Annotated in this window: 24 protein-coding genes; 10 read left to right on the top strand and 14 right to left on the bottom strand. The window is 73.2% G+C overall.

All coding sequences use genetic code 11. From position 1 onward, the window contains the following. Positions 1-23 precede the first annotated feature (23 nt). The 3 genes from ACIQWR_RS20535 to ACIQWR_RS20525 are packed head-to-tail and all read right to left on the bottom strand — an operon-like array spanning position 24 to position 2,863. Positions 24-233, bottom strand: coding sequence for an acyl-CoA carboxylase epsilon subunit (locus ACIQWR_RS20535; RefSeq protein WP_404011330.1), 210 nt, complete (start codon positions 231-233; stop codon positions 24-26). 11 nt (positions 234-244) lie between these two features. After that, positions 245-1,786: an acyl-CoA carboxylase subunit beta gene (locus tag ACIQWR_RS20530; RefSeq protein WP_404011473.1), complete on the bottom strand. Its 1,542-nt coding sequence runs from the start codon at positions 1,784-1,786 to the stop codon at positions 245-247. Positions 1,787-1,810: 24 nt separating this feature from the next. Continuing rightward, a complete protein-coding gene (locus ACIQWR_RS20525; RefSeq protein ID WP_404011327.1) occupies positions 1,811-2,863 on the bottom strand; it encodes a polyprenyl synthetase family protein in 1,053 nt (350 codons plus the stop codon). A gap of 246 nt (positions 2,864-3,109) precedes the next feature. Here ACIQWR_RS20525 and ACIQWR_RS20520 point away from each other — a divergent pair, with 246 nt between their 5' ends. Next, the gene (locus tag ACIQWR_RS20520; RefSeq protein ID WP_404011325.1) at positions 3,110-3,796 is read left to right on the top strand and encodes a hypothetical protein; all 687 of its coding nucleotides are present in this window, start codon (positions 3,110-3,112) and stop codon (positions 3,794-3,796) included. Between the two features lie 54 nt (positions 3,797-3,850). Here ACIQWR_RS20520 and ACIQWR_RS20515 read toward each other — a convergent pair whose 3' ends face one another. From ACIQWR_RS20515 to ACIQWR_RS20500, 4 genes are all read right to left on the bottom strand, one after another. Then, positions 3,851-4,294, bottom strand: coding sequence for a hypothetical protein (locus ACIQWR_RS20515; protein WP_404011324.1), 444 nt, complete (start codon positions 4,292-4,294; stop codon positions 3,851-3,853). A 156-nt stretch (positions 4,295-4,450) separates the two neighbouring features. Continuing rightward, positions 4,451-5,236: an IclR family transcriptional regulator gene (locus tag ACIQWR_RS20510; RefSeq protein ID WP_404011322.1), complete on the bottom strand. Its 786-nt coding sequence runs from the start codon at positions 5,234-5,236 to the stop codon at positions 4,451-4,453. 353 nt (positions 5,237-5,589) lie between these two features. Beyond that, positions 5,590-6,336 (bottom strand): TrmB family transcriptional regulator sugar-binding domain-containing protein, encoded by a 747-nt coding sequence (locus ACIQWR_RS20505; protein WP_404011319.1) that lies wholly within the window; start codon positions 6,334-6,336, stop codon positions 5,590-5,592. Positions 6,337-6,436: 100 nt separating this feature from the next. Next, entirely contained in the window at positions 6,437-7,069 is a 633-nt protein-coding gene (locus tag ACIQWR_RS20500) for a DNA-binding response regulator (protein ID WP_404011316.1), read from the bottom strand. A 957-nt stretch (positions 7,070-8,026) separates the two neighbouring features. Between ACIQWR_RS20500 and ACIQWR_RS20495 the strand changes: the two genes are divergently transcribed. The 4 genes from ACIQWR_RS20495 to ACIQWR_RS20480 all read left to right on the top strand — a co-directional run bounded on the left by ACIQWR_RS20495 (position 8,027) and on the right by ACIQWR_RS20480 (position 12,829). Further along, positions 8,027-8,413, top strand: coding sequence for a 4'-phosphopantetheinyl transferase family protein (locus ACIQWR_RS20495; RefSeq protein WP_404011313.1), 387 nt, complete (start codon positions 8,027-8,029; stop codon positions 8,411-8,413). Positions 8,414-8,538: 125 nt separating this feature from the next. Further along, on the top strand, positions 8,539-11,355 hold the full coding sequence (locus ACIQWR_RS20490) for an AMP-binding protein (RefSeq protein ID WP_404011310.1): 2,817 nt from the start codon (positions 8,539-8,541) through the stop codon (positions 11,353-11,355). 32 nt (positions 11,356-11,387) lie between these two features. Next, positions 11,388-12,404 (top strand): NAD-dependent epimerase/dehydratase family protein, encoded by a 1,017-nt coding sequence (locus ACIQWR_RS20485; RefSeq protein WP_404011470.1) that lies wholly within the window; start codon positions 11,388-11,390, stop codon positions 12,402-12,404. Further along, complete coding sequence (locus ACIQWR_RS20480) at positions 12,401-12,829, top strand: nuclear transport factor 2 family protein (protein WP_404011307.1); 429 nt, start codon at positions 12,401-12,403, stop codon at positions 12,827-12,829. The genes ACIQWR_RS20485 and ACIQWR_RS20480 overlap by 4 nt, the downstream gene beginning before the upstream one ends. A 79-nt stretch (positions 12,830-12,908) precedes the next feature. Here the strand turns inward: ACIQWR_RS20480 and ACIQWR_RS20475 are convergent, their stop codons facing one another. Next, the gene (locus ACIQWR_RS20475; RefSeq protein ID WP_404011304.1) at positions 12,909-13,112 is read right to left on the bottom strand and encodes a cold-shock protein; all 204 of its coding nucleotides are present in this window, start codon (positions 13,110-13,112) and stop codon (positions 12,909-12,911) included. A gap of 236 nt (positions 13,113-13,348) precedes the next feature. On the opposite strand from ACIQWR_RS20475, the gene ACIQWR_RS20470 reads away from it, so the two are divergent. Beyond that, on the top strand, positions 13,349-14,092 hold the full coding sequence (locus tag ACIQWR_RS20470; protein ID WP_404011301.1) for a hypothetical protein: 744 nt from the start codon (positions 13,349-13,351) through the stop codon (positions 14,090-14,092). Positions 14,093-14,132: 40 nt separating this feature from the next. Here ACIQWR_RS20470 and ACIQWR_RS20465 read toward each other — a convergent pair whose 3' ends face one another. Continuing rightward, positions 14,133-14,804: a DUF4097 family beta strand repeat-containing protein gene (locus tag ACIQWR_RS20465; RefSeq protein ID WP_404011298.1), complete on the bottom strand. Its 672-nt coding sequence runs from the start codon at positions 14,802-14,804 to the stop codon at positions 14,133-14,135. Positions 14,805-15,032: 228 nt separating this feature from the next. On the opposite strand from ACIQWR_RS20465, the gene ACIQWR_RS20460 reads away from it, so the two are divergent. Then, complete coding sequence (locus ACIQWR_RS20460; RefSeq protein WP_404011468.1) at positions 15,033-15,767, top strand: helix-turn-helix domain-containing protein; 735 nt, start codon at positions 15,033-15,035, stop codon at positions 15,765-15,767. A 378-nt stretch (positions 15,768-16,145) separates the two neighbouring features. Here ACIQWR_RS20460 and ACIQWR_RS20455 read toward each other — a convergent pair whose 3' ends face one another. Next, positions 16,146-16,535, bottom strand: a complete 390-nt coding sequence (locus tag ACIQWR_RS20455; RefSeq protein WP_404011295.1) for a hypothetical protein — start codon at positions 16,533-16,535, stop codon at positions 16,146-16,148. 377 nt (positions 16,536-16,912) lie between these two features. Between ACIQWR_RS20455 and ACIQWR_RS20450 the strand changes: the two genes are divergently transcribed. The 3 genes from ACIQWR_RS20450 (at position 16,913) to ACIQWR_RS20440 (ending at position 18,373) form a co-directional block, all read left to right on the top strand. Then, positions 16,913-17,644, top strand: coding sequence for a VOC family protein (locus ACIQWR_RS20450; RefSeq protein WP_404011293.1), 732 nt, complete (start codon positions 16,913-16,915; stop codon positions 17,642-17,644). A 76-nt stretch (positions 17,645-17,720) separates the two neighbouring features. Further along, positions 17,721-18,065 (top strand): hypothetical protein, encoded by a 345-nt coding sequence (locus tag ACIQWR_RS20445; protein WP_404011290.1) that lies wholly within the window; start codon positions 17,721-17,723, stop codon positions 18,063-18,065. After that, the gene (locus ACIQWR_RS20440) at positions 18,062-18,373 is read left to right on the top strand and encodes a hypothetical protein (RefSeq protein WP_404011288.1); all 312 of its coding nucleotides are present in this window, start codon (positions 18,062-18,064) and stop codon (positions 18,371-18,373) included. Before ACIQWR_RS20445 ends, ACIQWR_RS20440 begins: the two co-directional genes overlap by 4 nt. 2 nt (positions 18,374-18,375) lie before the next feature. Here ACIQWR_RS20440 and ACIQWR_RS20435 read toward each other — a convergent pair whose 3' ends face one another. From ACIQWR_RS20435 to ACIQWR_RS20420, 4 genes are read right to left on the bottom strand one after another with little or no spacing between them, the layout of a single operon-like run. Then, a complete protein-coding gene (locus tag ACIQWR_RS20435) occupies positions 18,376-19,770 on the bottom strand; it encodes an ABC1 kinase family protein (protein ID WP_404011287.1) in 1,395 nt (464 codons plus the stop codon). Next, complete coding sequence (locus tag ACIQWR_RS20430) at positions 19,767-22,073, bottom strand: anthranilate synthase component I (protein WP_404011285.1); 2,307 nt, start codon at positions 22,071-22,073, stop codon at positions 19,767-19,769. Before ACIQWR_RS20430 ends, ACIQWR_RS20435 begins: the two co-directional genes overlap by 4 nt. Positions 22,074-22,107: 34 nt before the next feature. Further along, on the bottom strand, positions 22,108-23,565 hold the full coding sequence (gene pcaB, locus ACIQWR_RS20425) for a 3-carboxy-cis,cis-muconate cycloisomerase (RefSeq protein WP_404011283.1): 1,458 nt from the start codon (positions 23,563-23,565) through the stop codon (positions 22,108-22,110). Continuing rightward, positions 23,562-25,541, bottom strand: coding sequence for an FAD/NAD(P)-binding protein (locus ACIQWR_RS20420; protein WP_404011281.1), 1,980 nt, complete (start codon positions 25,539-25,541; stop codon positions 23,562-23,564). The genes pcaB and ACIQWR_RS20420 overlap by 4 nt, the downstream gene beginning before the upstream one ends. Between the last annotated feature and the right edge of the window lie 24 nt (positions 25,542-25,565).

Here is a 25,565-nt window from a genome sequence, read left to right as displayed (position 1 = left end):
CCGCCAGGAGACGGGCGGCCACGTCAGGTTCGGGACCGCCAGGAGACGGGCGGGATCCGCTCGGTGCGGTGCCAGCCGGCGGCGGGCACGGGCCCGGTCTCCGGTTCCGGGACGGCCGCCGCCAGTGTGGTGAGCAGCGCCGCGAGCGCTGCGATCTCCTCGGAGGTGGGGGCGCCGCGGATGATCTCGATCAAGGTGGGACCGAGGGGTCCGTCGAGTGCGTGCGTCGTCATGGCGCGTCTCCTCACATCGGGGGGTTGCCGTGCTTGCGGGACGGCAGCGGGGCGTGCTTGGCCCGGAGCATGGAGAGCGCCCCGATCAGCGCGGAGCGGGTGTCGGCCGGGTCGATGACGTCGTCGACCAGGCCGCGCTCGGCCGCGTAGTAAGGGTGCATCAGCTCGGCCTGGTACTCCTTGACCAACTGCGCGCGCGTCGCGTCGGGGTCGTCGGCCGCCTGGATCTGGCGCCGGAAGACGACGTTGGCCGCGCCTTCGGCTCCCATGACGGCGATCTCGTTGGAGGGCCAGGCGAGGGAGAGGTCGCAGCCGATGGAGCGGGAGTCCATGACGATGTAGGCGCCGCCGTAGGCCTTGCGCAGGATCACCTGGACCCGCGGCACCGTGGCGTTGCAGTAGGCGTAGAGCAGTTTGGCGCCGTGCCGGATGATCCCGCCGTGCTCCTGGTCGACGCCGGGCAGGAAGCCGGGCACGTCGACGAGGGTGACCAGCGGGATGTTGAAGGAGTCGCACATCTGCACGAACCGCGCGGCCTTCTCCGACGCCCGGATGTCGAGCACCCCGGCGAAGGACTGCGGTTGGTTGGCGACGATGCCGACGACCTGGCCGCCGAGCCGGGCCAGCGCCGTGATGACGCTGGTGGCCCAGCGCTCGTGGACCTCCATGTACTCGCCGTGGTCGACCAGTTCACCGATCACCCCCCGCATGTCGTACGGGCGGCTGCCGTCCAGCGGCACCAGGTCGAGCAGCCGGTCGCAGCGCCGTTCGACCGGGTCGTCGACGGGCGTGCCGGGCGGCATCTCCTTGTTGTTCGCGGGCAGCATCGAGAGCAGGAAGCGCACCTCGGCGATGCAGCTCTCCTCGTCGTCGTACGCGAAGTGCGCGACGCCGGAGACCTCCGCGTGGACGTCGGCGCCGCCCAGTCCGTTCTGGGTGATCTCCTCGCCGGTCACCGCCTTCACCACGTCCGGTCCGGTGATGAACATCTGCGAGGTGTCGCGGACCATGAAGACGAAGTCGGTCAGCGCGGGGCTGTAGGCGGCGCCGCCCGCGCAGGGGCCCAGCATCACGGAGATCTGCGGGATCACGCCCGAGGCGCGGGTGTTGCGCTGGAAGATGCCGCCGTAGCCGGCGAGCGCGCTGACGCCCTCCTGGATACGGGCCCCCGCGCCGTCGTTCAGCGAGACCAGGGGCGCCCCCGCCGCGAGGGCGAGGTCCATCACCTTGTGGATCTTGGCGGCGTGGGCCTCGCCCAACGCTCCGCCGAAGATCCGGAAGTCGTGGGCGAAGGCGAAGACCGTACGGCCCTCGACCGTCCCCCACCCGGTGACCACGCCGTCCGTGTGGGGCCGCTTGGCCTCCAGGCCGAAGCCGGTGGCGCGGTGCCGCCGCAGCTGCTCGATCTCGGTGAAGGAGCCCTCGTCGAAGAGGAGGGCGAGGCGTTCGCGCGCGGTCAGTTTCCCCCTGCCGTGCTGCGCCGCGGTGCCCTGCGCCCCGCCGTCCAGGACCTCGTCACGGATCCGCGTGAGCTCGCCGACCCTCTCCTGCATCGTCATGGCCTACCCCTGTCCTTGTCATGTGGTGCGAAAGGCGACGAAGTCGCACAGCGCGTCCAGCGCACGGCGTGCCGTGCACCGGGGCAGGACGCCGAGCGCGTCCCGGGCGAACGCCAGCCGTTGGTGCATGATCGCCGCGGCCCCGGCCGTGGCGGACGCGGTGGCGAACAGCTCCAGGGCCCGGCGGTGCGCGGCCGGTTCGGTCACCGGGCCGGCGGCCAGCAGGACCCGGAGTTCCTCGTTCTGCGGGCTACGGTCCGCGAGGGCGAGCAGGACCGGCAGGCTCGCGACCCCCGCGAGCAGGTCCTTGCCCCGCTCCTTGCCGGTGGCGTCGGCCGGGGCGGCCAGGTCCAGCAGGTCGTCGGCTATCTGGAAGGCGGCGCCGAGGTGCTCCCCGTAGGTGGTCAGGGCCCGTACGTACGGCGCGGGCGCGGCGGCCTGGAGCGCGCCGATGCCCAGGGCCATCGCCATCAGGGCGGCCGTCTTGCCCGCGACCACCTCGAAGTAGTGGCCGACCGGGTCCTCGTCCGGCGCGGGTCCCGTGAGCTCGCGCAGCTGGCCCGCCACGAGCCGGCCGGCGGTGTGCGCGTTCAGCCGCAGGGCCTGCGGGCCGAGTCCGGCGGCGAGCTGCGCGGAGCGCGCCAGCAGCCAGTCCCCGCCGAACACCGCGGCCCGGCTGCCCCAGCGCACGTTGGCGCTGGGCACGCCGTGCCGGGTCTCGGCCTCGTCCATGATGTCGTCGTGGTAGAGCGAGGAGAGGTGGACCAGTTCGGCGATGACGGCGGCGTCCGTCACGCCGTCCCGCCACGGGTCGCCGAACTCGGCGCCGAGCAGCACGAGCACCGGACGCATGCGCTTGCCCCCGGCGGCGGCGAGGTGCCCGGTGAGGTCGGCGATCCTGGGGTCCGGGGCGTCCGTGGCACAGTCCCGGAGCCTCTTCTCCGCACCGGCCAGCGCATCGCCCATGCGGACCTCGAACTCCGGGTCGTCCAGGCACAGTCGGGCGAGCAGAGAACTGCCCGCGGCCGCCCGCTCGGCTACGGCGGCCGATCGCGCCGGAATACGACCCACGAGGAATCCCCCACCTCACGCCGGATCGCCATTCGCCATCCGAACAGCGGCTCTCCGCGAAACTCTGGCACCGCACCGGAAGGTCGCCCAAGGGAATTGGCATGAAGGTGCCACCGCTCCGCCATCTGACGACGTGCCAGCTCAGTGCCATCTTCCTGCCAACATCGGAGCGTCCCGCCTGCCGCCGAATAACCGTGGTTAAGCTCACGCACCGAGGAACTCATTGAAGAACAAGGGGAATTAAGAATGCGCATCGCAACCGTCGTCACAGCCTCGGTCGGTCTGCTGGCCCTCATGGGCCCCGCCGCCGTCGCGGCTCCTGCCGACGCCTCGGCCCCGGCCCCGGCCGACCGGAAGTGCGAGGGCGTGAAGCTGTCCGGGTCGCTGCCCCTGCCGCCCGCCGGCATGGCCGTGCAGCAACAGGTCACGATCGGCGCGGACTGCGAGCCGGTGCTGGGCGAGGTCCGCTACGTACCGGCCGCGGGCCAGCGGGCCGAGGGGGCGAAGGCCACGGGGTCGAACGCCGCGGCCGCCGGCTCCGCCGCCGCCACCACTCGCACGGTCCGCAGCTGGAACGAGATGTTCGACTGCTGCAACATCCGGATGACCGGCCTGTACACGAACTCCACCTGGGACGCGGCGAACGGCCAGGTCACAGGCGCCGCCAGCACGGCCCGCCAGGAGTGGAACCGCGAGCCGTGGAACGCGGGCTGGTCCCTGAAGTCGTCGAGCACGCAGGGCGCCGCCACCGCGTCCTACGCGGCGCACGCGGACTTCACCTACAAGGGCATCTTCGACCTGTCCGGCAACACCTACGCGAACTCCCACCACTCGTACGTGAAGCTGAACGGCGACGGGACCTCGACCTGCACCTTCGACGTGGAGCTGAAGAGCACCTTCATCGGCTGGAACTGGCAGCGCGGCTGCGCGTGACCCGTCCGCCCGGCCGGTGGGGGCCCGTACCCGCTCCCCCACCGGCCGGGGGCGTCAGTGCCACAGCACGCGCACGGACGGGTCGAGGATCCAGCCGGCCACCTCGTCCATGCCGGTGATCCGCGTCCCGCGCCGGAGCGCGTCCTCGGCGAGGCCGTGTTCCTCCAGGGAGAACCGGTCGGCGGCCAGTAGTCCGCCCTCGCGCTGGAACCGGTCGATGTCGGTGTCCCGGCCGGGCACCGCCAGCACCACTCCCTCCTGCACCAGGAAGAGCACGACGGAGTTGCCCATGAGCACCTGCGTGACCGCATCGCTGCGGAAACCGTCCGGCTCGCCGGCCCGATCCCCTTCCCGCGCCCGGTTCTCCACGAACAACAACCTCGGCGCGCCCGCGGCGCGCTCGACCCAGTCCTGGTCCTCGTTCCCGCTCCGGCCCTCGTTCGCGCCCTGGCCAACAGCTGCTCCCGCACCCGGTCCGGTGGCGGTGTTCACGCTCATGGACCTCCTTCTTCCACCACGGCGACGACCTCGATCCCGCCGACGTCGAGCGCGTTGAGCCGCGCCATGTCCGACCTCCCCGCTCCGTGGGGCACCGCACCGGTGCCCCATGATCGAGTCGATCACGCCCGCCGCACCCGGGGTGACGCCTGACAACTAGCTGCCAACAACCGCGCCCGCGTGGGCGACCGGCCGCCGCACTCCCGGCGCCCGGGTCCTCGCCGCCGCGTCGCAGAGCCGGGACGCCGCGTCGATCACCGCGCCCAGCAGGGCACGGTTGGGTTCGATGGGCATCCGGGGTCGTTTGCCGGTCAGGACCAGCGCGCACACCACCAGGTTCTCGTCGGCGCGCACGGGCACGGCGATCGAGACCGCTTCCGGCACCGCCGCATCGGGGCCGTGCGCCCAGCCGCGGCGGCGCACCAGGGCGAGCTGGGCCGCGGTGAACCGGGCGCCGCGCAGGCCCTCGTACAGTTCTTCCGGCTCCTCCCAGGCGAGCAGGACCTGCGAGGCCGCACCCGCCTTGGCCGGTCGGGCGGTGCCGACGGGGAGACAGTCCGTGAGGCAGAAGGGGTCCACCGAGGTGGCGACGCAGACCTGGTGCTCTCCCCGCCGCCGGAAGATCCTCGCGTCGAGCCCGGTCAGGGCCGCCAGGTCCGTGAGGACCGGCAGGGCGGCCCCCAGGAGGCGGTCCCGCTTCACTTCCACGGCGATGTTGCCCAGCCGGGTGCCGAGCAGGTAGCGGCCGCAGTGGTCCCGGGTGAGCAGGTCGAGGCGCTCCAGCGCCTGCGCGATCCGGTGCGCCGTAGGCCTGGTCAGGCCGCTGATGGTGACCAGCTCCGCCAGCGTGGCGGGCCCGTCCTCCACGATGGCCAGCAGCGCGGACGCCTTGTCGAGCACGCCGACTCCGCTGATCCGCGGCTCCTGGGTCAGGACCTTCATCGCCCGTCCCCCGGGCGGGCGGAGCGCGTCACGGCGGACCTCCACCGGTGGGTTCCCCGGGCCGGGACGTCGGGAGCGACCGCCGACTGGTTCATGGTCCTGCCTTCCGTTGGGCGTTCACCTGGGGGCACGGGAGGCCGGCCCGACGATCCGGGCAGCGGCCCCCCCGTACGGCGACGGCGCTCGGGTGGGGGGACCGGCCGCCAGGGGAAGGGGATCGCGCCGTGCGACGCGCTCCCCGTCCCTGACGGCCCATACAACTGGGCGGGCGGGTGTACGTACAACGCCCCTTTCAGGAAGTTGCCAGCGGACCCGCCCGCCGCGCCCCGGTCACCGGGGCGGCCGCATCCCGGTCACCGGGGCAGCAGCCCCAGCTCCGCCGCCCGTACGCCCGCCTGGAAGCGGGAGTTGGCACCCAGCAGGGCCATGATCTCCGCCACGTAGCGGCGGTAGGTGCGCACCGAGACCGACAGCTCCCGGGCGGCCACCTCGTCGGTGGCGCCGTCCTGCAGCGCGCCCAGGATCTGCCGCGCGAGGGCCGCGCGGTCCCGGTCGCCGAAGACGATGCGCTCGCCGGCGGGCACGGCGTTGCTCCACACGCTCTCGAACAGGGTGTGCAGGGTGTGCAGGACCTCGGGGACCCGGATCACCGAGGCCCGTCGGCCGACCGCCGATTCCGCCACTACCAGGGCGGCCCGGCCGTCGACGATCAGCGCCTGCAACGGGGGCACCTTGGCCACCCGCACCGCCACCGGCCGTTCCCTGCCGAGCTGTTCGCGGACGAACTCCTCGTCGAGCAGGGCGGGCGAGGCGAGCAGTCGTACGGACACCCCCTCGGCCGCGCTGTAGATCAGTCCCCTCTCGGTCCGCACCGGGCTCTCGTCCGAACCCAGCAGTCTCGCGTGGACGATGTCGATGCTCTCGGTCGCGCTCTCGATCAACCGGTGCGCGGTGTCGAGAACGACCTCGTAGTCGTTCTCCAGCACGCTGATGACCTGCTCCTGGAGGCTGCGGCCGCGGTGCATGGCCACGGTCGACTCCAGCAGTTCCCGCACCTGGAGCAGGGCACGCTCCATCACGTCCTCTGCCCTTTGGGACACGCGTGTCTCCCTCTTCCTGACGATCCGGTCGGCGTGGGGCTGCCCGCGGGCAGCCGTGAAGCGCCCGGCGTCCTGCTCGCGGACGCCGGGGCGGGGTCCGCTATTCGGCCAGGAGACCGAACTCCACGGCCCGCACGCCGGCTTGGAAGCGGGAGTTGGCGTCGAGCTCGCGCATGATGTCCGCGACGTGGCGCCGGTAGGTCCGCAGGGAGACGTTCAACTCCCGCGCGGCGATCTCGTCGGTGTTGCCCGCCCGGAGCCTCTCCAGGATGTTGCGGGCGAGCTCCGTGCGCAGGCGCGGGCTCAGTTGGAGGTGGTCGGCGAGTCGGGTGCCGCGCGACCAGGCTCCGGCGAAGAGCAGTTCCAGGGCGCGCACCGCGGCCACGTCGTTCACGACGGCCGCCTCGTCGCCCGCGCTGCCGGCCGCCCGCACCAGGGCCACCGATCCGTCGACCACGAGGATCTCGCGGAGGTCGCTCTCGGAGACCCTGACCTCCACCCGGCGGTCCGGGAGCTCCGATAAGGTCACGACCGGCCCCACCGCCTCGGCGGTGCAGAGCACACGGACGACCGCCCGGGCGGGGATCGTCGCCAACAGCGCCAGCACGGCCTCCGAGAAGTCACCGGTGTCGGTGAGGGCGACACAGACCGAGTGCCGCGCCCGCTTGACCAGCTGCTCCAGGGTGTCCCCGGTCAGCGTGGCGCGGGTGCGCGCCACCGCGGACGGCGCCACCGGTCGCGTCCGGTGCAGGGAGACGGTCGACTCGATCAGCGCGTGGGCCTGGAGCAGGGCTCGCTCCAGATATGCCGCGTGATCGGTCCCTGCTCCATCCTCCCCGTCGGCCTCTGCCGCGCTTGGTGTTTCAAATCTAATTCCCATCATTTCGCCCCCGTATGTTTAGCGCCGCCCCGAACCACAGGGCATGCACTGGTCGTACCCATCCTAACCACTGGACCCGGCGTGTCCGGCCAAAAAAACCGGCCATCCACGGACATCTGGTTGAGGCCCGAACTATTCGAACCCGTGTCAAGAGCGGCGAGAATCGGCTCGTCCCGAGTTCAGATCCTGAGACACCGTCAACAAACCATCGACCTATTGAGACGCGACCGCCCGACCGGACGGGATATCCCGGCGCCCCCGGGGCGTCGAGGATACCTGCCAGCCATGTCAGGAAGCTGCACGCAGAGGCCGGAAACGGTACCTCCCCTTGCTGTTTCGGACACCGTCAGCAGTCCCACCCTCACGCTACGTTTCACAGCTGACCGGAATTTGTCAACGAGTCCCCAGGTCAGACCTGTTGCTGCCTACGGTTCCCCAGTGACCACACGCCATGCACACACCGTTCGGACATCCGGTACCGCATCTTCCAGCCTCGATTCTGCCGATGTCCTCGTGTGGTGGTGGCCGATTCGGGACGGTCGTTCCAGCACGGCCGATCTCGCCCTTCTGGACACCGAGGAATTGAGTCGTGCACACGCATTCACATCGCCCTCGCGGGCTGCGGAATTCATCAGCTCCCGCGCCACTATTCGCCGCATAATGTCAGATGCCCTTCGCGTTCCCGCCCGTGAAATCTCCATAGGCCGCGCTCCCTGCGGCGGGTGCGGTGATATCGAACACGGCCCGCCCGCCATAGTGCGTCCCACGATTTCTCCGCGCATCAGCCTTTCCCACACCAAGGGCCTCGGCATGCTGGCCGTCTCCCCGCACCCCGTCGGAATCGACGCCGAGCCCGTCCGCGAGGTCCCGGTCGCGGAGGTCGCCGGCGTCGCGCTGACCCCCAGGGAGCGCCGCGCCGTGCTGGCCGAGCCGGCCGGGGCCGCGCGCAGCCTCGCGTTCCTGCGCTGTTGGACCCGCAAGGAGGCGGTGCTGAAGGCGGCCGGGGTGGGCATCACCGACGAACTCACCCGGCTGGAGACCCACGCCGGGACGCCGGGACCGGTCGAGGTGACCACGCTCGCCCTCGGTGCGCCGTCCACCTGGTGGGTGGCCGACGTCGAGGCTCCCGCGGGCTGGACGGCGGCGGTCGCGCTGCCGGCGGGCGTCGGCCGCACCGTCGTCGTACGGCCCGCCTGACCCCGTCGTCCGGCCCGCCCGGCCTCGTCGTCCGGCCATCGGCCGCCCCGAATCCACGTCTTCCCTACCTCCGGCGCCGCGCGGGCCAACGCCGCCCCGCCGCGCCACCAGGCAACGGAGTACTCGTGAACACCCCACCTCCCCACAGCATCGCCGACCTGCTCCTCGACGCCGCACGGCACCACCCCGACCAGGGCTTCCGCTACTGCCCGGGCCCCGCCGACGGCGCCTACCGCGACCAGGGCCACGCGGAGCTGCTGCACGAGGCCCTGCGCGTCCTGACCGGCCTGCGCGCCCGCGGGCTGCGCCCACGGGACGAGGTCGTGCTGGTCCTGGAGCGCCCGCAGGAGTTCCTCACCGCGTTCTGGGCCGCCGTCCTGGGTGGCTTCGTCCCCTGCCCCATGGCGCCCCTGCGCGGCGACCGGGACCGCTGGGCCGCCCAGCTCGCCCACGTCGGCTCGCTCCTGGACGGACCCCTGGTCGTCACGACCGCGTCACTGGCCGCCGAGATGCCCGCGGTCGACGGCCTGGAGGTCGCCGAGCTCGACGCCCTGTACGGGCCCGCGCCGGCCGCCCCGTACGCCGACGCCCGCGCCGAGGACGCCGCCGTCCTCGTCCTCACCTCGGGCTCGACGGGCAACTCCAAGGCGGTGGTGCTCAGCCACGCGAACCTGCTGGCGTCGATGGCCGCCAAGAACGGCCACCACCGGCTGACCGCGGCCGACACCACGATGAACTGGGTCTCCTTCGACCACGTGGCCGCCCTGTTGGAGTGCCATCTCCTGCCGCTCTCCGTGGGCTGCCGCCAGCTCCACACGCAGGCCCCGGTGATCCTCGACGAACCCCTGGAATTCCTGCGGCTCATTTCCCGGCACGGCGTGACGATGACCTTCACGCCCAATTTCCTCCTGGGGCAGCTGAATTCAAGCACGGACCGCTTGAAGTCCACTGGAGAGCGACTGGACCTTCGGGGTCTGCGGCAGATCATCAGCGGCGGGGAGGCGGTGGTCCGCAGCACCGGTGAAAGCTTCTTGGAGCGGTTCGCACCGTACGGACTGGCCCCGGGCGCCCTGTGGCCCGCCTTCGGAATGACCGAGACCTGCGCGGGTTCCGTCTACTCCAGGGAGTTCCCGGAGCCGGCCGGCGCCGGAGCGGAGTTCGCGGACCTGGGCACCGCCGTGACGGGCCTGCGGATGCGGATCGTCGGCCCCGACGACCGGCCGCTCGCGGCGGGCGGCGTGGGCGAGCTCCAGTTCACCGGCCCGATGGTCACCCGCGGCTACCACAACGACGAAGCGGCCACCCGCGCCGCCTTCACCGCCGACGGCTGGTTCCGCAGCGGCGACCTGGGCCGGGTGGACGGGGGCCGCCTCGCCCTCGTCGGGCGCAGCAAGGACAGCGTCATCATCAACGGGGTCAACTACTTCAGCCACGAACTGGAGACCGCGCTGGAGGAGTTGGACGGGGTCGCCGGCTCCTTCGTCGCGGCCTTCCCCACGCGCTCGGCCGGCAGCGACACCGAAGAGCTGGTGGTCGCCTTCCACTGCGAGGCGGCCGAGGACGACGAGGCCGAGCTGTACCGCGTGCTCACCGCGGTCCGCAGCAGCGTGGTGATGCGCTGGGGCCTGCGCCCCTCGCTCGTCCTGGCGCTGCCGCGGGAGGCGTTCCCCAAGACCAGCCTCGGCAAGATCCAGCGCGCGCTGATGCGCCGGCGTCTGGAATCGGGTGCCTACGACGCCGTCCGCGACCGCCTCGCGGACCTGGCGCTGCGCAGGCTCGGCGGGTACACCGCGCCCGAGGGCGCGACCGAGCGGGCCGTCGCGGAGGTCTTCGCGGAGCTGTTCGAGGCGGACCCGGCCTCGATCAGCGCCACCGCCAACTTCTTCGACCTGGGCGGGACCTCGCTGGACATCCTGCGCCTGCGCGCCAAGGTGGCCCGGCGCCTCGGCATCGACGCCCTGCCGGTCATCACCGTCCTGACCTCCCCCACCGTCCGGGCGCTGGCCGCGCGGATAGGCGCGGCGGGCGGCTCCGCCGCGCGGGAGTACGACCCGGTGGTGTCGATGCAGAGCGGCGGGGACCGGACCCCGCTGTTCTGCGTCCACCCGGGGGTCGGCGAGGTCCTGGTCTTCGTCAACCTCGCCACGTACTTCGCGGGTGACCGGCCCTTCCACGCGCTGCGCGCCCGCGGCTTCAACGAGGGGGAGAAGCCCTTCGCCACCTTCGAGCAGATGGTGGACTCCTACGTGGCCGCCATCAGGGACCGCCAGCCGCACGGCCCCTACGCCGTCGCGGGCTACTCGTACGGCGGCGCCGTCGCCTTCGAGATCGCGAAGGTGCTCCGCGCCGCGGGCGAGCGCGTGGACTTCGTCGGCAGCTTCAATCTGCCGCCGCACATCAAGTACCGCATGGAGGAACTCGACTTCGTGGAGACCGCCGTCAATCTGGCCCTCTTCCTGGAGCTGATCGACAAGCGGCAGGCGCGGGAGCTCCCGGGGAGCCTGCGCGGGCTGCCCCGCGAGGAGCAGGTCGACCGCCTGATGGGCCTCGCCCCCGCCGCCCGACTGGCGGAACTGGACCTGGACCGGGCGAAGTTCGACGCCTGGGCGGAGGTGGCTGCACGGCTCACCGAGCTCGGCCGCGACTACGAGCCCAGCGGCACGGTCCCGTCCATGCACGTCTTCTACGCGACCCCGCTGCGCGGCACCAAGCAGGACTGGCTCGACCACGAGCTGCGGCGCTGGGACGAACACACGACGGGGCCGAACCGCTACGTCGAAGTCCCCGGCGAGCACTACACGTTGATGGGCCGCCGACACGTGGCCGCCTTCCAGAGCGTCCTGCGCCGCGAGCTCGACCTGGCCCTCGGCGACGCCGACCGGATCAGCGTCGCCCGCGCCGCCGCGGCGCGCCCCACGACCCCGCAGGGAGCGAACCGATGAGCGAACCGATGAGCGAACGGATGAGCCAACGGATGGAGGGCAAGAAGATCCTGGTCACGGGCGGCACCGGTCAGGTCGCCCGGCCGGTGGCCGAGGCCCTGGCCGAGCACAACGAGGTGTGGTGCCTGGGCCGCTTCGGCGCCCCGGGCATCGAGCGGGCGCTGAACGAGAAGTCCGTCACCACCTGGCACTGGGACATGGACGACCCCGACGGCGGCTCCCTGCGGGACCTCCCGCGGGACTTCACCCACGTGATCCATTCGGCGGTCCGCCGCGGCGAGGACGGCGACTTCAACGCCGCGGCCGAGGTCAACTCGGTGGCCGCGGGCCGGCTGATGAGCCACTGCCGGGACGCGGAGGCGTTCTTGTACGTCTCCACGGGCGCCGTCTACGCCCGCCGCACCCTGGAGCACCGCTACACGGAGTCCGACCCGGTCGACGGCGTCGCCGACTGGCTGCCCGCCTACCCGGTGGGCAAGCTCGCGACGGAGGGGGCCGTACGGGCCTTCGCCCAGGTCCTGGGGCTGCCCACGACCATCGCGCGCCTCAACATCGCCTACGGGCCCGGTGGTTACGGCGGGGTCCCGATGCTGTACTTCGCGCGCATGCTCGCCGGTGAGCCCATCGCCGTACCGCTGCGGGGGCAGAACTGGTGCTCGCCGCTGCACACGGACGACCTCGTGCGGCAGGTGCCGCACCTGTGGAGGGCCGCCACCACCCCGGCCACCCTCGTCAACTGGGGCGGTGACGAAGCGGTCGGGATCACCGACTGCGTCCGCCACATGGAGGAGCTGACGGGCGTGGAGGCGCGCCTGGTGCCCAGTGCCGTCACCCGCGAGACCTACCAGTTCGATCCCGCGCTGCGCCGCGCGCTGACCGGGCCCTGCACGGTCCCCTGGCGCGACGGCATCCGCGACACCCTGCGCGCCCTGCACCCCGAGCTCGTCCGCGAGCCCGTCGAGCAAGCCCTGTACGCCGAACACACCGAGTACGCCGAGTACGCCGACGACACCGAGTACGCCGACCACGGATTGGGAAGAGCAGCATGACCATCACCACCTGCGGCCCCTGCCCCACGCAGTCGGAGAACCTCGCGCTCATCCGCCGCGCCTACGACGCCTTCCGCACCCGCGACGTGGGGGCGCTGCTGGAGGCCCTGGCGCCGGACGTGGAGTGGGTGCACCCCGACAGCATGTCCGACTACGACCTGGGCGGTACCAAGCACGGCCACGCGGGCGTCAAGGCGTTCCTGGCCCACGCGCCGACCGTGGTGGGCGGGATGCTGCTGGAGCCGCTGGAATTCGTGGAGTCGGGCGACCGGGTCGTGGTGTTCGGCGTGCGGCACGTGACCTCGGTGAGCGGCCGGACCGAGCAGCTGAGCTTCGTCCACTCCTGGACCCTGCGCGACGGCCGGGCCGCCCGCATGGAGGACGTCTTCGACACGGCGGCCTTCAAGCGCCTGATCGAGCAGTGAGAGCACCGGCGCGGGCCCGCTGACGCGGGCCCGACCTACGACATCGGGATCCGGATCGGCATCCGGATCGGGATCGGGATCAGATGGCGCGGACCTGCTGGGCCTGCGGGCCCTTCTGGCCCTGTCCGATCTCGAACTCGACCCGCTGGCCCTCCTCCAGGCTCTTGTACCCGTTGCCCATGATCTCGGAGTAGTGCACGAAGACGTCCGCGCCTCCCCCGTCCTGCTCGATGAAGCCGAAGCCCTTCTCCCCGTTGAACCACTTGACCGCGCCCTGAGCCATGTCCCGATTCCTTCTTGTTCACGTCCGCGGGCACCTCGCCGCGGTACGCGCCGATCTTCTCCCGTCCACCGGCGCGCGGAGCATCGGTGACGCGGTTCTTGACTCGACCGGGTGAACGCACACCCGAACGCAGTACAAGTGGAGTGGCGGGTTCACGGCGGGAAGAAACGTTTGGCGAAGGCGCGTCGGCCTGTTACCTTCGGGCGATTTGATCACTCGGGGTGGAAGGTGTCGAGGTGCGGAACCTCAAGTTCCGGCGCGTGGCCGGATGCGTGTTGCTCGCGTCGCTCGCGTCGTTGACGGCGTGCGGGAGTTCCGCCGAGGACCAGAAGTCGCAAGCGTCCACCGAGGCGCAACCGCTGTCGGCCGCCGAGCTGCGCACCCGCCTCCTGCCCGCCACCCTGCCCTACGGCTGGACCTCCGTGGCGGATCCGGCCCCGGACGCGCCGCCGTCACCGTCGCAGTCGCAGTCGCCGTCACAGTCGCCCTGCACGGACCTGATCGACGGGCAGAGCGTCGTGGACGCGAGCACGGGGGGCTCGGCCGCCTCCGCCCGCGCCACCTTCAGCGGGGGACGCTCCGCCGGGGGCGGCGTCATACCCGGGAGGGAGACGCTCTATTCCTTCGCCGGCAACGGCGCGACCCGGGCCATGCTGGACCTGCGCGACCTGGTGAGCCGGTGCCGGAGCGTGGAACTGCCCCACGCGGCGGGCGAGCCCGCGGACAAGGCCGCCTTCGTCGTCGCCGAGGGCCCCCGCATCGGGGACGAGAGCCTCGTCGTCCAGGCGCGGGTGACGGGAGCCAAGGGCGACTCCCAACGCGGCGACGCGACCGTCGTGCGCGTGGGGAGTTCGCTCGTCGTCATCAGCAGCGTCCTGTCGTTGCCCGTGTCCGAGGGCGACACGGTGGCGGGGTTCGTGCCCGCCGCCGTGACCCAGTTCACCGCGGAGCACCCGGAGCCGGTCGACGCGGTCTCGTGAACCGGGGCCGGCGCGGCGGGCGTGGCGCACGTCCGGGCGCTCAGTTGCTGTGGGCGCTGATGTCGCCGTACGTCGTGCTCGCGTGGATGGTCAGGCCGGCGGCCGCGCCCTCGCTGTTCAGGAGCGCGTTGCGGATCCGCCCGTGGCCGGTCTCCGCGTCCAGCGAGGCCGAGACCCCGCGCGCCGCGCCCGCCGAGATCTCCCCCGCCTGCGTCCGCAACACGACCCGGCCGCCCACGGCTTCGGCGATCCGGATGTCGCCCTTCGCCGTGGTGATCTCCGCGGGACCGCCGAGCCGCCCCAGCGACACGTCGCCGGCCTGCAGCGTCAGCCGCGCACCCGCCGTCTCGTCCAGCTTGACCGAGGCCTGCGCCCCCTCGAAGACGACCTCGCCCAGCCGCCCGACGCCCCGCACCTGCGCGCTGGCCACCTTCGCCTCGACCCGCGAACCGGCGGGCAGTTGCACCGTCACCTCGACCGCACCGGAGCTGCCCAGCAGCCGGCTCTTCGCCGGCTCGGCGCCGATCCGCAGGACGCCCTCGGCGTAGCCGACCGTGATCCGCTCCGCGGCCTTCACGTCACGCCCGTTCGACGCGTCCGCGGGCAGCACCTCGACGGTCGTGTCCGCACGGTCCGCGGCGATGAACCGGATCCGACCCGCGGGAACCTCGACGACGGCGGCGACCGGGGCGGGGGTGATGAACTTCTGCATGATGTCTTCCTTCACTCGCTCGTTGTTTCCGACATGGGAAAAGCTACGTTGCGTTCACAGACGAGGCAACACACTCGTTGCGCAGGATCCACATACATGCAGCTCAAAGCCCCCTTTTCATTGCAATGAGCGAACCTTCAATGCAACACACACCCTCCCGCGCGTTGCAATGAACCAGGAATGAACGCTATGCTGACCGCACCCAGGACCACCACGGAGGAGACCGCGATGCCGGGAGGCAGACTCACCCAGCAGGAACGCCAACAGATCGCGCTGGGCCTCGCCGACGGGCTCGCCTACGCGGAGATCGCCAGGCGTCTGGACCGCCCGACGTCGACGGTCACCCGCGAGGTCATGCGCAACGGCGGCCCCACCACCTACCGCGCCGACCTCGCCCACCGCGCCACCGAACGCCGCGCGCACCGGCGCGGACAGAGCGCGCCGCGCGACCCGAAGGCAACGCCGCCGGCCCACGGCCGCGACACCGAGGCCGTGCGCGCGTACGAGGAGGTGTTCGCCACCGTCTTCATGCAGTCGGGCCTGCCCACGATGACGGCCCGGGTGCTGGCCGCCCTCTACACCACCGACATCGGCAGCCTCACCGCCGCCGAACTCGCCGCGCGCCTGGAGGTCAGCCCCGCGTCCATCTCCAAGGCGATCGCGTTCCTCGAAAGCCAGGGCCTCATCCGCCGGGAACGCGACGAGCGCCGCCGCGAGCGCTACATCGTCGACGACGACGTCCTCTACCAGTCCACGATGGCCAGCGCCCGCGCCACCGCCCACCTCGGCGAGATCGCCCGTCAGGGCGTCGGCGTCCTCGGCCCCGGCACCCCGGCCGCGGCCCGCCTGGAGAACATCGCCCGCTTCGTCGACTTCGTCTCCGAAAGCATCGCCCGCGCCGCGGACCAGGCCCGCGCGGTCCTCCACTCGAAACCGGAAACACCGCCGACCACCACGCCGTAGCCGGTGTCGCGCGGGCGGCCCGAAGTCCGCACGGCCGCCCGGACCTTCACGGGCACCGGGCCGGCCGTGGCTGTTGTTCGCGAACCCCGCACGCGGCGTGAGCCCGGGACCCCGGGCCCAGCTCGGTGCGCACGCCGCCCTCACCCGGCAGGCCGCCGTCGGCTACATCCGCCTCCGGGCACAGCGCTGGCCACATATCCGCGCCCCGGTGACAACCGGCTGGATGCAGCCTCTGCTGCGCGGCCTCCCGGTCACCGCCCAGCGACTTCGCGAGGGCCGAGTCCTCGAAGGGGCCGCCGTCACCGGCGCCGACCCCCAGCACCTACGCGCGGGGTTCAACATGACGCCGGAGACCGGACTCCCCAGAAGGCCGCGCGGTCAGCGCCTGCCGCCGCCCATGCGGCGGTCGTCGGCCAGTGCGGTCAGCGGGCCGAACTCGCTGGCGAGCTGGTTCCACGTGAGAACCTCGCCGCAGCGGGCCGGGAACTCCTTGGGGTTGAACTCGGGCATGGTCCAGGTGCCAGTGCCCCGGTCCCGCAGCCACAGGTCCCCGTCACCGTCGACCACGGTCGGCGGGACCGGTACGGGCTCGGCCTGGTCGATGGGCTCCCAGGTGACCCGCCCCGGGTGGGAAGCACGGCGCAGCTCGGTGGTGGCCAGCCGCGCGGCCAAGTCACGGGTGGACTCTTCGGCCTCCTTGACCGACGAGAGTCGGAACGCGTCGTCAAGTACGGGCAGGGCTGGATTCTTGCTGCGCTTTGAGCTCATACGCTGACTACCTCCGGTGGGGGGCGTCACATCCGTTATGGCACCCCGTAGAGGGACACGGTATCCGAGCCGGCTACGACCACTGTCCAGGTGGAGGCGCTGGTCGTGGATGTGCTCGGGCCCTGGCCAGCAGAGCCGGGCCGGTTGTTCCAGCACCACCGGCGAGGCGTGCACCAGACCCGCCCATCACGTGGAATCGCCTACGCCCGGTCGCTGGGCCGGCCTGCGGCGCTGTACTGCGAGCGGATCGCCGTCCGGCTCTCCGGTCCGGATCGCCCCGCGTCCAGCGCACGATCGAGGAGCGGACCCGCAATTAGGGGCATTTCGCCCCGATAATCCTTGGCGGGGAGGATGGGGCGGCGCTTAGGCTCCGCAGAATGACGTCTCAATTGTTTGCGGTGAGTTTCGACGCGGGCCAGCCGCTGCGCGTGGCCCGGTTCTGGTCCGGGGTCCTGGGGTGGGAGATGAGCGACGACGCGCGGGACGGCGTCGCGCTGGTGCCCTCGGACGACACCGGCTTCCGGCTCCGCTTCGTGGCGAGCCAGGAGCCGAAGGTCGAGCAGAACCGGGTGCACTTCGATCTGACGAGCGCCTCCGCGCAGGCGCAGCAGGGGACGGTGGACGCGGCGCTGGGACACGGCGGCCGGCACATCGACGTCGGCCAGCTCCCGGAGGAGGGGCACGTGGTGCTCGCCGACCCCGAGGGCAACGAGTTCTGCGTGCTCGCCCCGGGCAACCGCTTCCTCGCCGAATGCGGCTTCCTCGGAGCGCTGGCCAGCGACGGCTCGCAGGAGGTCGGGTACTTCTGGAGCAAGGCGCTGGGGTGGCCGTTGGTCTGGGACCAGGACGAGGAGACCGCGATCCGCTCGCCGCACGGCGGCCCGAAGATCACGTGGGGCGGCCCCCCGGTGGCGCCGAAGGCGGGTCGGGTCCGGGTCCGCTTCGAACTGGCCGTACCGGCGGGCGAAGACCTGGGGTCCGAGGTCGCCCGGCTCCTCTCCCTCGGCGCGACCCGGCTCGACCCGGCCGCCACGACCGGCGCCGAGGACGGCCCCGTCCTCCTGGCCGACCCCGACGGCAACGAGTTCTCCGTACGGGCGCCGCGGTAGCAAGGGCCCCGTTCGACCGTCCCGTCATGGGCCCCGCGCACTATCGTGGGCGGGGCCGACGGAAGAGGAAGCGACCATGACCACCGCCCCCGGGGCCGCGCGAGGCGTCCCGCCGATGCCCGAGCGCAGCGTCCCCGCACTCCGCGCCGCGATCGCCGCGCACGCCCCGCAGCTGCTGGCCGACTTCGAAGCCAACTGGCGGGCCAGGATCGCGGACACCTACGACATCGGCGCGGCGCCCGCGTTCCTGGCGCGCTGGTGGGGTGCGTACGCACTGGCCCGGGATCCCGAACTCGACCACCACGTCCGGGACCTCGAAGCGCGGGCGGCGCAGTGCGCCGACCCGGACAAGGCCAAGGACCTCCTGGAAGAGGCGTCCCGGATCCACCACGCGGTGGCTTCGCTCGGACCCGGCGAGTGAGCTCGGACTTCACCGGACCGCCCTGGGCCACGGACTGGACCAAGCTGGCCGCCGAGTACCGCGAGGCGCTCCCCGCAGGGGTCCGGGAGCTGATCGTCGACGCGGTGACCGAGCTCAAGACCTCGCGCCATCCCTACCGCGACGATCACCTCGACACGACCAAGGTGAGCATCGAGCCCGTCCGCTCGACCGATCCCCGTGGCGCGCACGTCCTCTACTTCGATCGGGGACACGGGTGGTTGCGCTACACCTTCGTCCACCGGAGCGCGGACCCGCAGATCGTCGTCGAGCAGCTCTTCTGGCAGTGACCTCACGCGGGGGCGGGCGCCTCCTGCGGGGTGGCGAAGCCGGGGAGCCAGCGGAGGGCTTCGGCGCGGAAGGGGAGTTCGCACTCCAGTTGGCACAGGACGGCCGTCGCCGCGCCGACGACGCGGTTCACCAGGACGTACGACGGCGGCAGGTTGAAGCGGCGCAGCAGGCTGCCCGGGCCGCGGTCCACGGCCTGGACGACCTCTTCGCGCAGCCACTGGCGGGTGAAGCGGTAGGTGTCCTCCCGGGTCGGGGTCGCGATGGGCAGCAGGAACGAGGCGAGCGCGGTGTCGTCGGGCTCGGATCCCGGGCGCATGAACCCCTCCTCGACGAGGAGTTCGTGGGCGGCGCCCCAGTCGCCGAGCTGCGCGAGCCGGTTCAGGGTGCCGAGGGCGGCCGGGAAGCCGTCCGGCAGGTGTTTGACCGCCCCGAAGTCGATGACGCCGAGGCGACCGTCCGCGAGCATCCGGAAGTTCCCCGGGTGGGGGTCGGCGTGCAGGTAGCCGGCGCGTTCGGGGCCGGAGAACAGGAAGCGGGCGTACCGCAGCCCGGCCTCGTCGCGCTCCCGCTGCGTTCCGTCGCGGATGACGGCCGACAGCGGGGTGCCCTCCATCCACGCGGTGACCAGGACCCGCTCGCTGAAGGCGATCACCTCGGGGACGAGGACCTCCGCGTCGTCGCGGAAGGCGTCGGCGAAGGCCCGCTGGGCGGCCGCCTCCAGGCGGTAGTCCAGCTCCTCGGTGACCCGTTCGCGCAGTTCGTCGAGCATCGGCTCGACGTCGAGGCCGGGCGTGACGAGGGAGAACAGCTTCATCAGGCGGCCCAGTTGGCGGTAGTCGCCCAGCAGGGCCTCCCCCGCGCCCGGGTACTGGACCTTCACCGCGACCGGGCGGCCGTCCTTCCACACCGCGCGGTGCACCTGGCCGATGGAGGCGGCGGCGGCCGGTTCGTCGTCGAAGGAGGTGAACCGCTCGCGCCAGTCGGCGCCCAGTTCGGCGGCGAGCACGGCGTGGATCCGCGGGGCCGGCAGGGCGGGCGCGGCCTCCTGGAGGACCGTGAGGGCGGCCCGGTAGGGGCCGATGACCTCCGGGGGCAGGGCCGCCTCGAACACGGACAGCATCTGCCCGAACTTCATCGCCCCGCCCTTGAGTTCGCCGAGGACGCGGAAGAGCTGCTCGCCGGTGCGGCGCTGGAGTTCGCCGGTGAGCCGCTCGACGGGCTGGCCGAGCAGCCGCTTGCCCATGCGCAGGGCGCTGCGGCCGGCGAAGCCGAGGGGGAGGGAGGCCAGCCGGGCGTTGCGGGTGAGCGGGGAGCGCGGGATGTCCCGCGCCGGGCGGCGCACGGGGCCCGCGGCGGAATCGGAGGAGGGCCCGGCGCCAGGTTCGGGGGCGCTCATCGCAGGCTCCCGGCGGGGATGCGGGGCGCGGCGGCGCGGGTGAGCCCGGCGACGGCGTTCGCGATCAGGGTGTGACCGGCCCGGCCGTCCGTGGTCATGATCGATTCCGGGTGGAACTGGACGGCGGCGATGGGCAGTTCGCGGTGCTCGATGCCCATCACGATCCCGTCGGCGGTGCGGGCGGTCACGTCGAAGACCTCGGGCAGCGTGCCGGCTTCGGCGTACAGGGAGTGGTAGCGGCCGGCGGGGAAGCGGGCCGGCAGGTTCTTGAACACCGTGCCGCCGCCGTCCAGCACGTCCACGGGCGAGGGCTTGCCGTGGACCGGGCGCGGCAGCACGCCGAGGGTGCCGCCGAAGTGCTCCACCAGGCCCTGGAGGCCGAGGCAGACCCCGAAGACGGGCAGCTGCCGGGCCAGCGCCTCCTCGATCAGGGCGGACATTGCGAAGTCGGCGGGGCGGCCGGGGCCGGGCGAGAGCAGCAGCAGGTCGGGGGCGAGCGCGTCGAGCAGCGCCGGCGGGAAGCCCGCCCGGTAGGTGATGACCTCGGCGCCGGTCTGGCGGACGTAGTCGGCCAGGGTGTGCACGAAGGAGTCCTGGTGGTCGACGAGCAGCACGCGCGGGGGCCGCCCGCTGCCCACAGCGCTGCCCACGGCTCCGGGTACGGGCCCGGCCCCGGTCGCCGCGCGGGGCGCCGGGTTCTCCACCGCGTCGATGAGGGCGAAGGCCTTCAGGATCGTCTCGCTCTCCTCCGCCTCCGGGTCGGAGTCGAAGAGCAGCGTGGCGCCCGCGCGTACGGTGGCCACCCCGTCGCGGATCTGGATGGTGCGCAGGGTCAGGGCCGTGTCCAGGCCGCCGTCGAAGCCGATGCGGCCGACGGCGCCCCCGTACCAGCGGCGCGGGCTGCGCTCGTGCTCCTCGATGAAGGCGACGGCGGCGCGCTTGGGCGCCCCGGTGACGGTGACGGCCCACATGTGGGTGAGGAACGCGTCGAGGGCGTCCCGGTCGCCGCGCAGCCGTCCGCGCACGTGGTCGACGGTGTGGATGAGGGTGGAGTAGAGCTCGATCTGGCGGCGGGCGAGCACCTCCACACTGCCCGGCTCGCACACGCGGGCCTTGTCGTTGCGGTCCACGTCGGTGCACATGGTGAGCTCGGACTCCTCCTTGCGGGAGTCGAGCAGGGTGCGGATCCGCTCGGCGTCCTCCAGGGGGCCGGCGCCGCGCGCGATGGTGCCGCTGATCGGGCAGGACTCCACCGTGCGGGCGTCCGGGTCGACCCGGACGAACATCTCGGGCGAGGCCCCGACCAGGTGCTCCCCCGCGGCGAGGTTCATCAGCAGGCCGTAGGGGGCGGGGTTGCGGGCGCGGAGCCGGCGGAACACCTCGGAGGGGGCGTCGGCGCTGGGGCGGTGGAAGCTCTGGCCGGGCACGGCCTCGAACATCTCCCCGTCCCGGAAGCGCTGTTGGGCCGTGCGGACCAGCTGCGCGTACTCGCCGGGCGCGTGGTCGCGGTAGGCGGCGGGTTCGGCCGGGGGGCCGTAGGGGGCGGCGGGCGTGGCGCGGTCGAGACCGACGGTGGAGCGGCCCGCGTACGCGAACTCGTAGGTGTGCCGCGTCGCGGCGCCGCGCGTCCGGTCGATCTCCACGATGGTGTCCGGCAGGTGCAGGACGACCGTGCGGTCCCGCGGGTCCCGGTCCTGGTGGAGCGATACGGGGTCGAAGCCGAGGACCAGGTCGTAGCCGAAGGCCCCGTACAGGCCCCACACCTGGTCCCGCGGGCTGGCGAGGGCGGCGACGGCGGCGCGCAGGACGGTGAGCACGGAGCGGCGGCGGGTACGGTCCTCCTCCCGGCCGACGGGACCGGGCTCCGCGCCGACGGCGACGGCGAAGGCGCCGTCCGCGCTGTACGTGCCGTCCGCGGCGTCGTGGAGCGCGCCGTGCGGGCGCAGGGCGTCGGCCAGGGCGGGCAGCAGGACGCGCCCGCGGGCGTTGAGGGCCCGTACGTGGAGCCGGTCGCCGACGGCGGTCAGTTCCACCGGCGGGTCGACGTGGCCCAGGTCGTACGGCCGGTAGCGGCCGGGCTGCTCGGAGCGGCCCGACATGAGCAGTCCGCGCCGCGTGTCGAGGGCTTCCTCCAGGCGGGCCAGTTCCGCCTCGGCCCCGGCAGGGTCCAGGGGTTCGGAGAGCCGCGTGACCTGCACTCCGGCCGGAGTGGTCCAGCGCAGGGTGGTCGCCGCCCGCCCCGGATCCGGAGCGTGTGCCGTGGCGGTCGCCGTGCTTGCCGTGCTTGCCGTGCTTGCCGTCATCGTGTGGTCGTCCTTCTGCGTCGTCGGGGGGCGGTCAGCCCGGGCGTCGGGTGCGCGCGTGGCGGGCCAGGACCCGGTCCACGAGGGCCGCGGCCGCCCCGGTGTAGTGCGCGGGTTCGCACAGCGCGCGCAGCGCGGGGGCGTCGTGGCGGCCGGCGAGCTCCGGCGCCTCGGCGAGTACGTCGGCCAGGTGGCGGCCGCTCCCGGCGGCGCGCGCCGAGGCCGCCGAGACCAGGCTCCGCGCACCGGCGCGCCCCAGCTCCGGCGAGAGCAGGGCGGCGAGCCGCTCGGAGACCACCAGGCCGCCGGTGAGTTCCAGGTTCGCCCGCATCCGCGCGGGGTGGACGACGAGTCCCGCGGCCAGCTCGGCGGCGGTGGCGGCGGCGCCGCCGGTCAGCCGCAGGGCCGTGCGCAGCGTCTCCCACTCGGCGTGCCAGGCTCCGGCGGGCCGTTCGTCGTCGGTGACGGCGGCCTGGGCGAGGGTGGCCACCAGAGCGGGCAGTTGGTAGGCGGCGGACCGGATCAGCGCGGCCAGGGCCGGGTTGCGCTTGTGCGGCATGGCGGAGGAGGCGCCGCGCCCCTCGGCGGCCGCCTCGGTGACCTCGGCGGTCTCCGTGCGCGAGAGCAGCTGGACGTCGGCGGCGAGCGTGCCGAGCCCGCTGGCGGTCAGGGACAGGGCGGCGGCCAGGTCGGCGAGCGGGGTGCGCACCGTGTGCCAGGGCACCAGCGGTTCGGCGAGGCCGAGTTCGGCGGCGACGGCCGCGGTCAGCCGCGGCGCGTAGTCGTCCGGCTCCCGCACCGGAGCGAAGCCGTCACCGCTGCCGCTGCCGCTGCCGAGGCGCGCGTACTCCAGGTAGCCGGCCATGGTCCCCGCCGCGCCGCCCAGTTGGACGGGCAGGCCCTCCTCCCGGACCCGGCGCAGCCGTTCCTCGGCGTCCAGTACGGCCTGGAGCCAGCCGACCGCCTTGAGCCCGAAGGTGGTGGGCACCGCGTGCTGGCCCAGGGTGCGCGCGGCCATCGGGGTGTCCCGGTGTGCGCGGGCGAGCGCGGCCAGCGCGGCGGCCGTACGGTCCAGGTCCGCCAGGATCAGGTCCGCGGTGCGGGCCGCGACCAGCATCAGCGCGGTGTCCAGGACGTCCTGGCTGGTGGATCCCTGGTGCACGTACTGCGCCGCCCCGGGGTCCTGGCGGGCCACCGCTTCGGTGAGCATCCGCACCAGCGCCACCACCGGGTTGGCGCTCGCCCGGGCGCGCACCGCGACCTCGCGCAGGTCGTAGAGCTCCGCGCGCGCGGCGGCCGTGACGGCCCCGGCGGCGCGGGCGGGCACCACGCCGAGCCGGGCCTGGGCCCGGGCCAGCGCGGCCTCCGCGTCGAGCATCGCCTGGAGGACGGCGGTGTCGCCCGTCGCGGCCTCGGCGGCGGTGCCCGCCCGTACGGGCGACAACAGGCCGGCGTCCGGTACCGGCTCCCCCACCGGGCGCGGCGCGCTCACGGGCGCTCCCGCGGCACGGCTCCGGCGGGTACGGGCACGGGCACCGCGGCCGGCACGGCGAGGTCGAGCAGCGCCAGCGCGATCGCGTCGGAGTCCCCGAGGGTCACCGAGTTCACGCCGGGCCGGATGCCGGCCGCCGTCACCCAGTGCACGGCCTCGGTCGGCACCCCGTAGGCGAAGCGCCGCGGGTGCGCCCGGCCCGCGGCGTCGACCAGCCGGTAGGGGCGGGCGGTGACCGCCACGCCACCGGTGCGGTGGGAGCCGTGGTCGAGGTCGCGGATCTCGTGGGGGCGGCAGGCCCCGGTGGCGGCCAGGTGCCGCAGCAGCGGGTCGGCGGTGCGGCGCAGGTCGGGTTCGGGCAGCCGGGCCTCGATCAGGGTGGTGACCTCGGTGCGCGAGCCGGGGACCTCGGGCGAGGCGACGACGAAGGCGCGGGCCCGCTCGTCCGCTTCCACCCGCATGCCCGGTCCGAGGACCGTGAGCACCCCGGCCTCGACGAGGGCGATCATCTCCTCGATGCGGCGCGGCGGCGGACCGATGGACAGGAAGGCGTTGAGCGGGGTGTACCAGCCGTCCAGGTCCTCGCGGTGGGAGCGGCCGGTGAGCCCGCCGTGGTCCACGACCAGCCGGATCTCGTTGCGCAGGTCGCGCAGGACGTCCAGCGCCGCCTTCAGCGGGCCGTCGACGTTCCCCTCCTCGGAGGCGACGAGGTCCCGGCGCAGGACCTCCAGCAGCCGCGCCCGGAAGTCCTCGGCGTCGCGGAAGGACCGGTCGCCGTAGGGGCGGGCGATCCGCTCCCAGTCCCAGCGGTCCTCGGGGCCGATGCCGAAGCGGGCGAACACCTCGCTCTCCTCGGCGGATCCCCAGGGCGTCGCCAGGGTGTCCTCCTCGAACCGGCGGGCCTGCTCGGGGGCCGCCCGGCGGGCCAGCAGCGCCGTGTGGAAGACGGTCTCGACCTCCTTGGCGATCAGCGGCCACAGGTCGCGGACGAAGTCGAGGCCCTCGACGTCGGCGACGGCGCGCAGCCGCGCCAGCCGGTCCGGGGTCAGCAGCCGGGAGTGGTGGCGCCCGTGCGCGCCCTTCTGGTTGCGGCCGCGCGAGTGGTACGGGACTCCGCGCCGGGAGGCGGCGTACAGGCGGGGTTCGCGGCCCGAGGGACGGTAGACCAGGCTCCCGTCGTGGCGCTCGAAGGTGCCGCCGCGGCCGAGGGTGAACAGGGCCATGTGGTCGAAGAAGTTGAGGCCGAGGCCGCGCAGGGCGACGGCCTCGCCCGGGGCGACGGCGGACAGCTCGGTGTCCGCGGGGTTGGCCGGCGGGACGTGGCGCAGGCCGTGCGTACGGGCGAACTCCGCGAGCCGCCGCTCGTCGGCGTCGGGGAGCAGGGGCAGGTGGCCCTGGGCCATGACCACGGCGTCGAGGTCGGCGATGCGGGTGCCGTTGGCGAGCGTGACGCACTGGCGTCCGTCGGCCTGGTCGTGGAGGCGGACCGCGCGCAGGGGGTGGACGTGGACGGTGAGCCGCGGGGGTGCGGTGCGCACGACGCGGCGGAAGACCCACTCCAGGTAGTGCCCGTAGAAGGCGCGCGTCGGGTACGAGTCCGGGGTGAGGTCCCTGGCTTCGGCCAGCACCTGGTCGTCGTAGGCGGTTCCGTCGTGGGCGTTCGCGTCGTGGGCGGCCGCGTCGACGAGGCCGCGGGACCAGGCGTACAGGCTGGGTCCCGGGTCGGGGGCGCCGGCCATCTCGACGCTCGGGTCGGTGAACAGGGTGACCTGGGAGGCGACCGTGTTCATCAGCAGGTGGTGCGACTGCCGGGTGCGCCAGACGCTGCCCGCGCCCGGCCGGGCCGGGTCCACGAGGTGCACGGTGACGGTGGTCCCGGCGGCCCGCTCGCGCGCGTCGGCGCAGAGCCGCTCCACCACCGAGAGCCCACGGGGGCCGGCGCCTATGACGCAGACCTCCAGCTGTCTGTCACTCACGTACGTTCTCCGTTCGGGAAAGAG

Origin of the sequence: Streptomyces sp. NPDC098789 (assembly GCF_044759975.1) — a bacterium.
Classification (GTDB): domain Bacteria; phylum Actinomycetota; class Actinomycetes; order Streptomycetales; family Streptomycetaceae; genus Streptomyces.
The sequence above is the reverse complement of the archived record's forward strand: the minus strand, read 5'-3'. Positions and strand labels throughout refer to the sequence as shown.

Excerpts from the sequence above, each read along its gene's own strand:
- ACIQWR_RS20485 (WP_404011470.1), top strand. The coding sequence starts at position 11,388 with ATGGAGGGCAAGAAGATCCTGGTCACGGGCGGCACCGGTCAGGTCGCC.
- ACIQWR_RS20465 (WP_404011298.1), bottom strand. The coding sequence starts at position 14,804 with ATGCAGAAGTTCATCACCCCCGCCCCGGTCGCCGCCGTCGTCGAGGTT.
- ACIQWR_RS20495 (WP_404011313.1), top strand. The coding sequence starts at position 8,027 with ATGCTGGCCGTCTCCCCGCACCCCGTCGGAATCGACGCCGAGCCCGTC.
- ACIQWR_RS20515 (WP_404011324.1), bottom strand. The coding sequence starts at position 4,294 with ATGAGCGTGAACACCGCCACCGGACCGGGTGCGGGAGCAGCTGTTGGC.
- ACIQWR_RS20520 (WP_404011325.1), top strand. The coding sequence starts at position 3,110 with ATGCGCATCGCAACCGTCGTCACAGCCTCGGTCGGTCTGCTGGCCCTC.
- ACIQWR_RS20475 (WP_404011304.1), bottom strand. The coding sequence starts at position 13,112 with ATGGCTCAGGGCGCGGTCAAGTGGTTCAACGGGGAGAAGGGCTTCGGC.
- ACIQWR_RS20535 (WP_404011330.1), bottom strand. The coding sequence starts at position 233 with ATGACGACGCACGCACTCGACGGACCCCTCGGTCCCACCTTGATCGAG.
- ACIQWR_RS20450 (WP_404011293.1), top strand. The coding sequence starts at position 16,913 with ATGACGTCTCAATTGTTTGCGGTGAGTTTCGACGCGGGCCAGCCGCTG.
- ACIQWR_RS20530 (WP_404011473.1), bottom strand. The coding sequence starts at position 1,786 with ATGCAGGAGAGGGTCGGCGAGCTCACGCGGATCCGTGACGAGGTCCTG.
- ACIQWR_RS20480 (WP_404011307.1), top strand. The coding sequence starts at position 12,401 with ATGACCATCACCACCTGCGGCCCCTGCCCCACGCAGTCGGAGAACCTC.
- ACIQWR_RS20445 (WP_404011290.1), top strand. The coding sequence starts at position 17,721 with ATGACCACCGCCCCCGGGGCCGCGCGAGGCGTCCCGCCGATGCCCGAG.
- ACIQWR_RS20435 (WP_404011287.1), bottom strand. The coding sequence starts at position 19,770 with ATGAGCGCCCCCGAACCTGGCGCCGGGCCCTCCTCCGATTCCGCCGCG.
- ACIQWR_RS20430 (WP_404011285.1), bottom strand. The coding sequence starts at position 22,073 with ATGACGGCAAGCACGGCAAGCACGGCAAGCACGGCGACCGCCACGGCA.
- ACIQWR_RS20455 (WP_404011295.1), bottom strand. The coding sequence starts at position 16,535 with ATGAGCTCAAAGCGCAGCAAGAATCCAGCCCTGCCCGTACTTGACGAC.
- ACIQWR_RS20460 (WP_404011468.1), top strand. The coding sequence starts at position 15,033 with ATGCCGGGAGGCAGACTCACCCAGCAGGAACGCCAACAGATCGCGCTG.
- ACIQWR_RS20510 (WP_404011322.1), bottom strand. The coding sequence starts at position 5,236 with ATGAAGGTCCTGACCCAGGAGCCGCGGATCAGCGGAGTCGGCGTGCTC.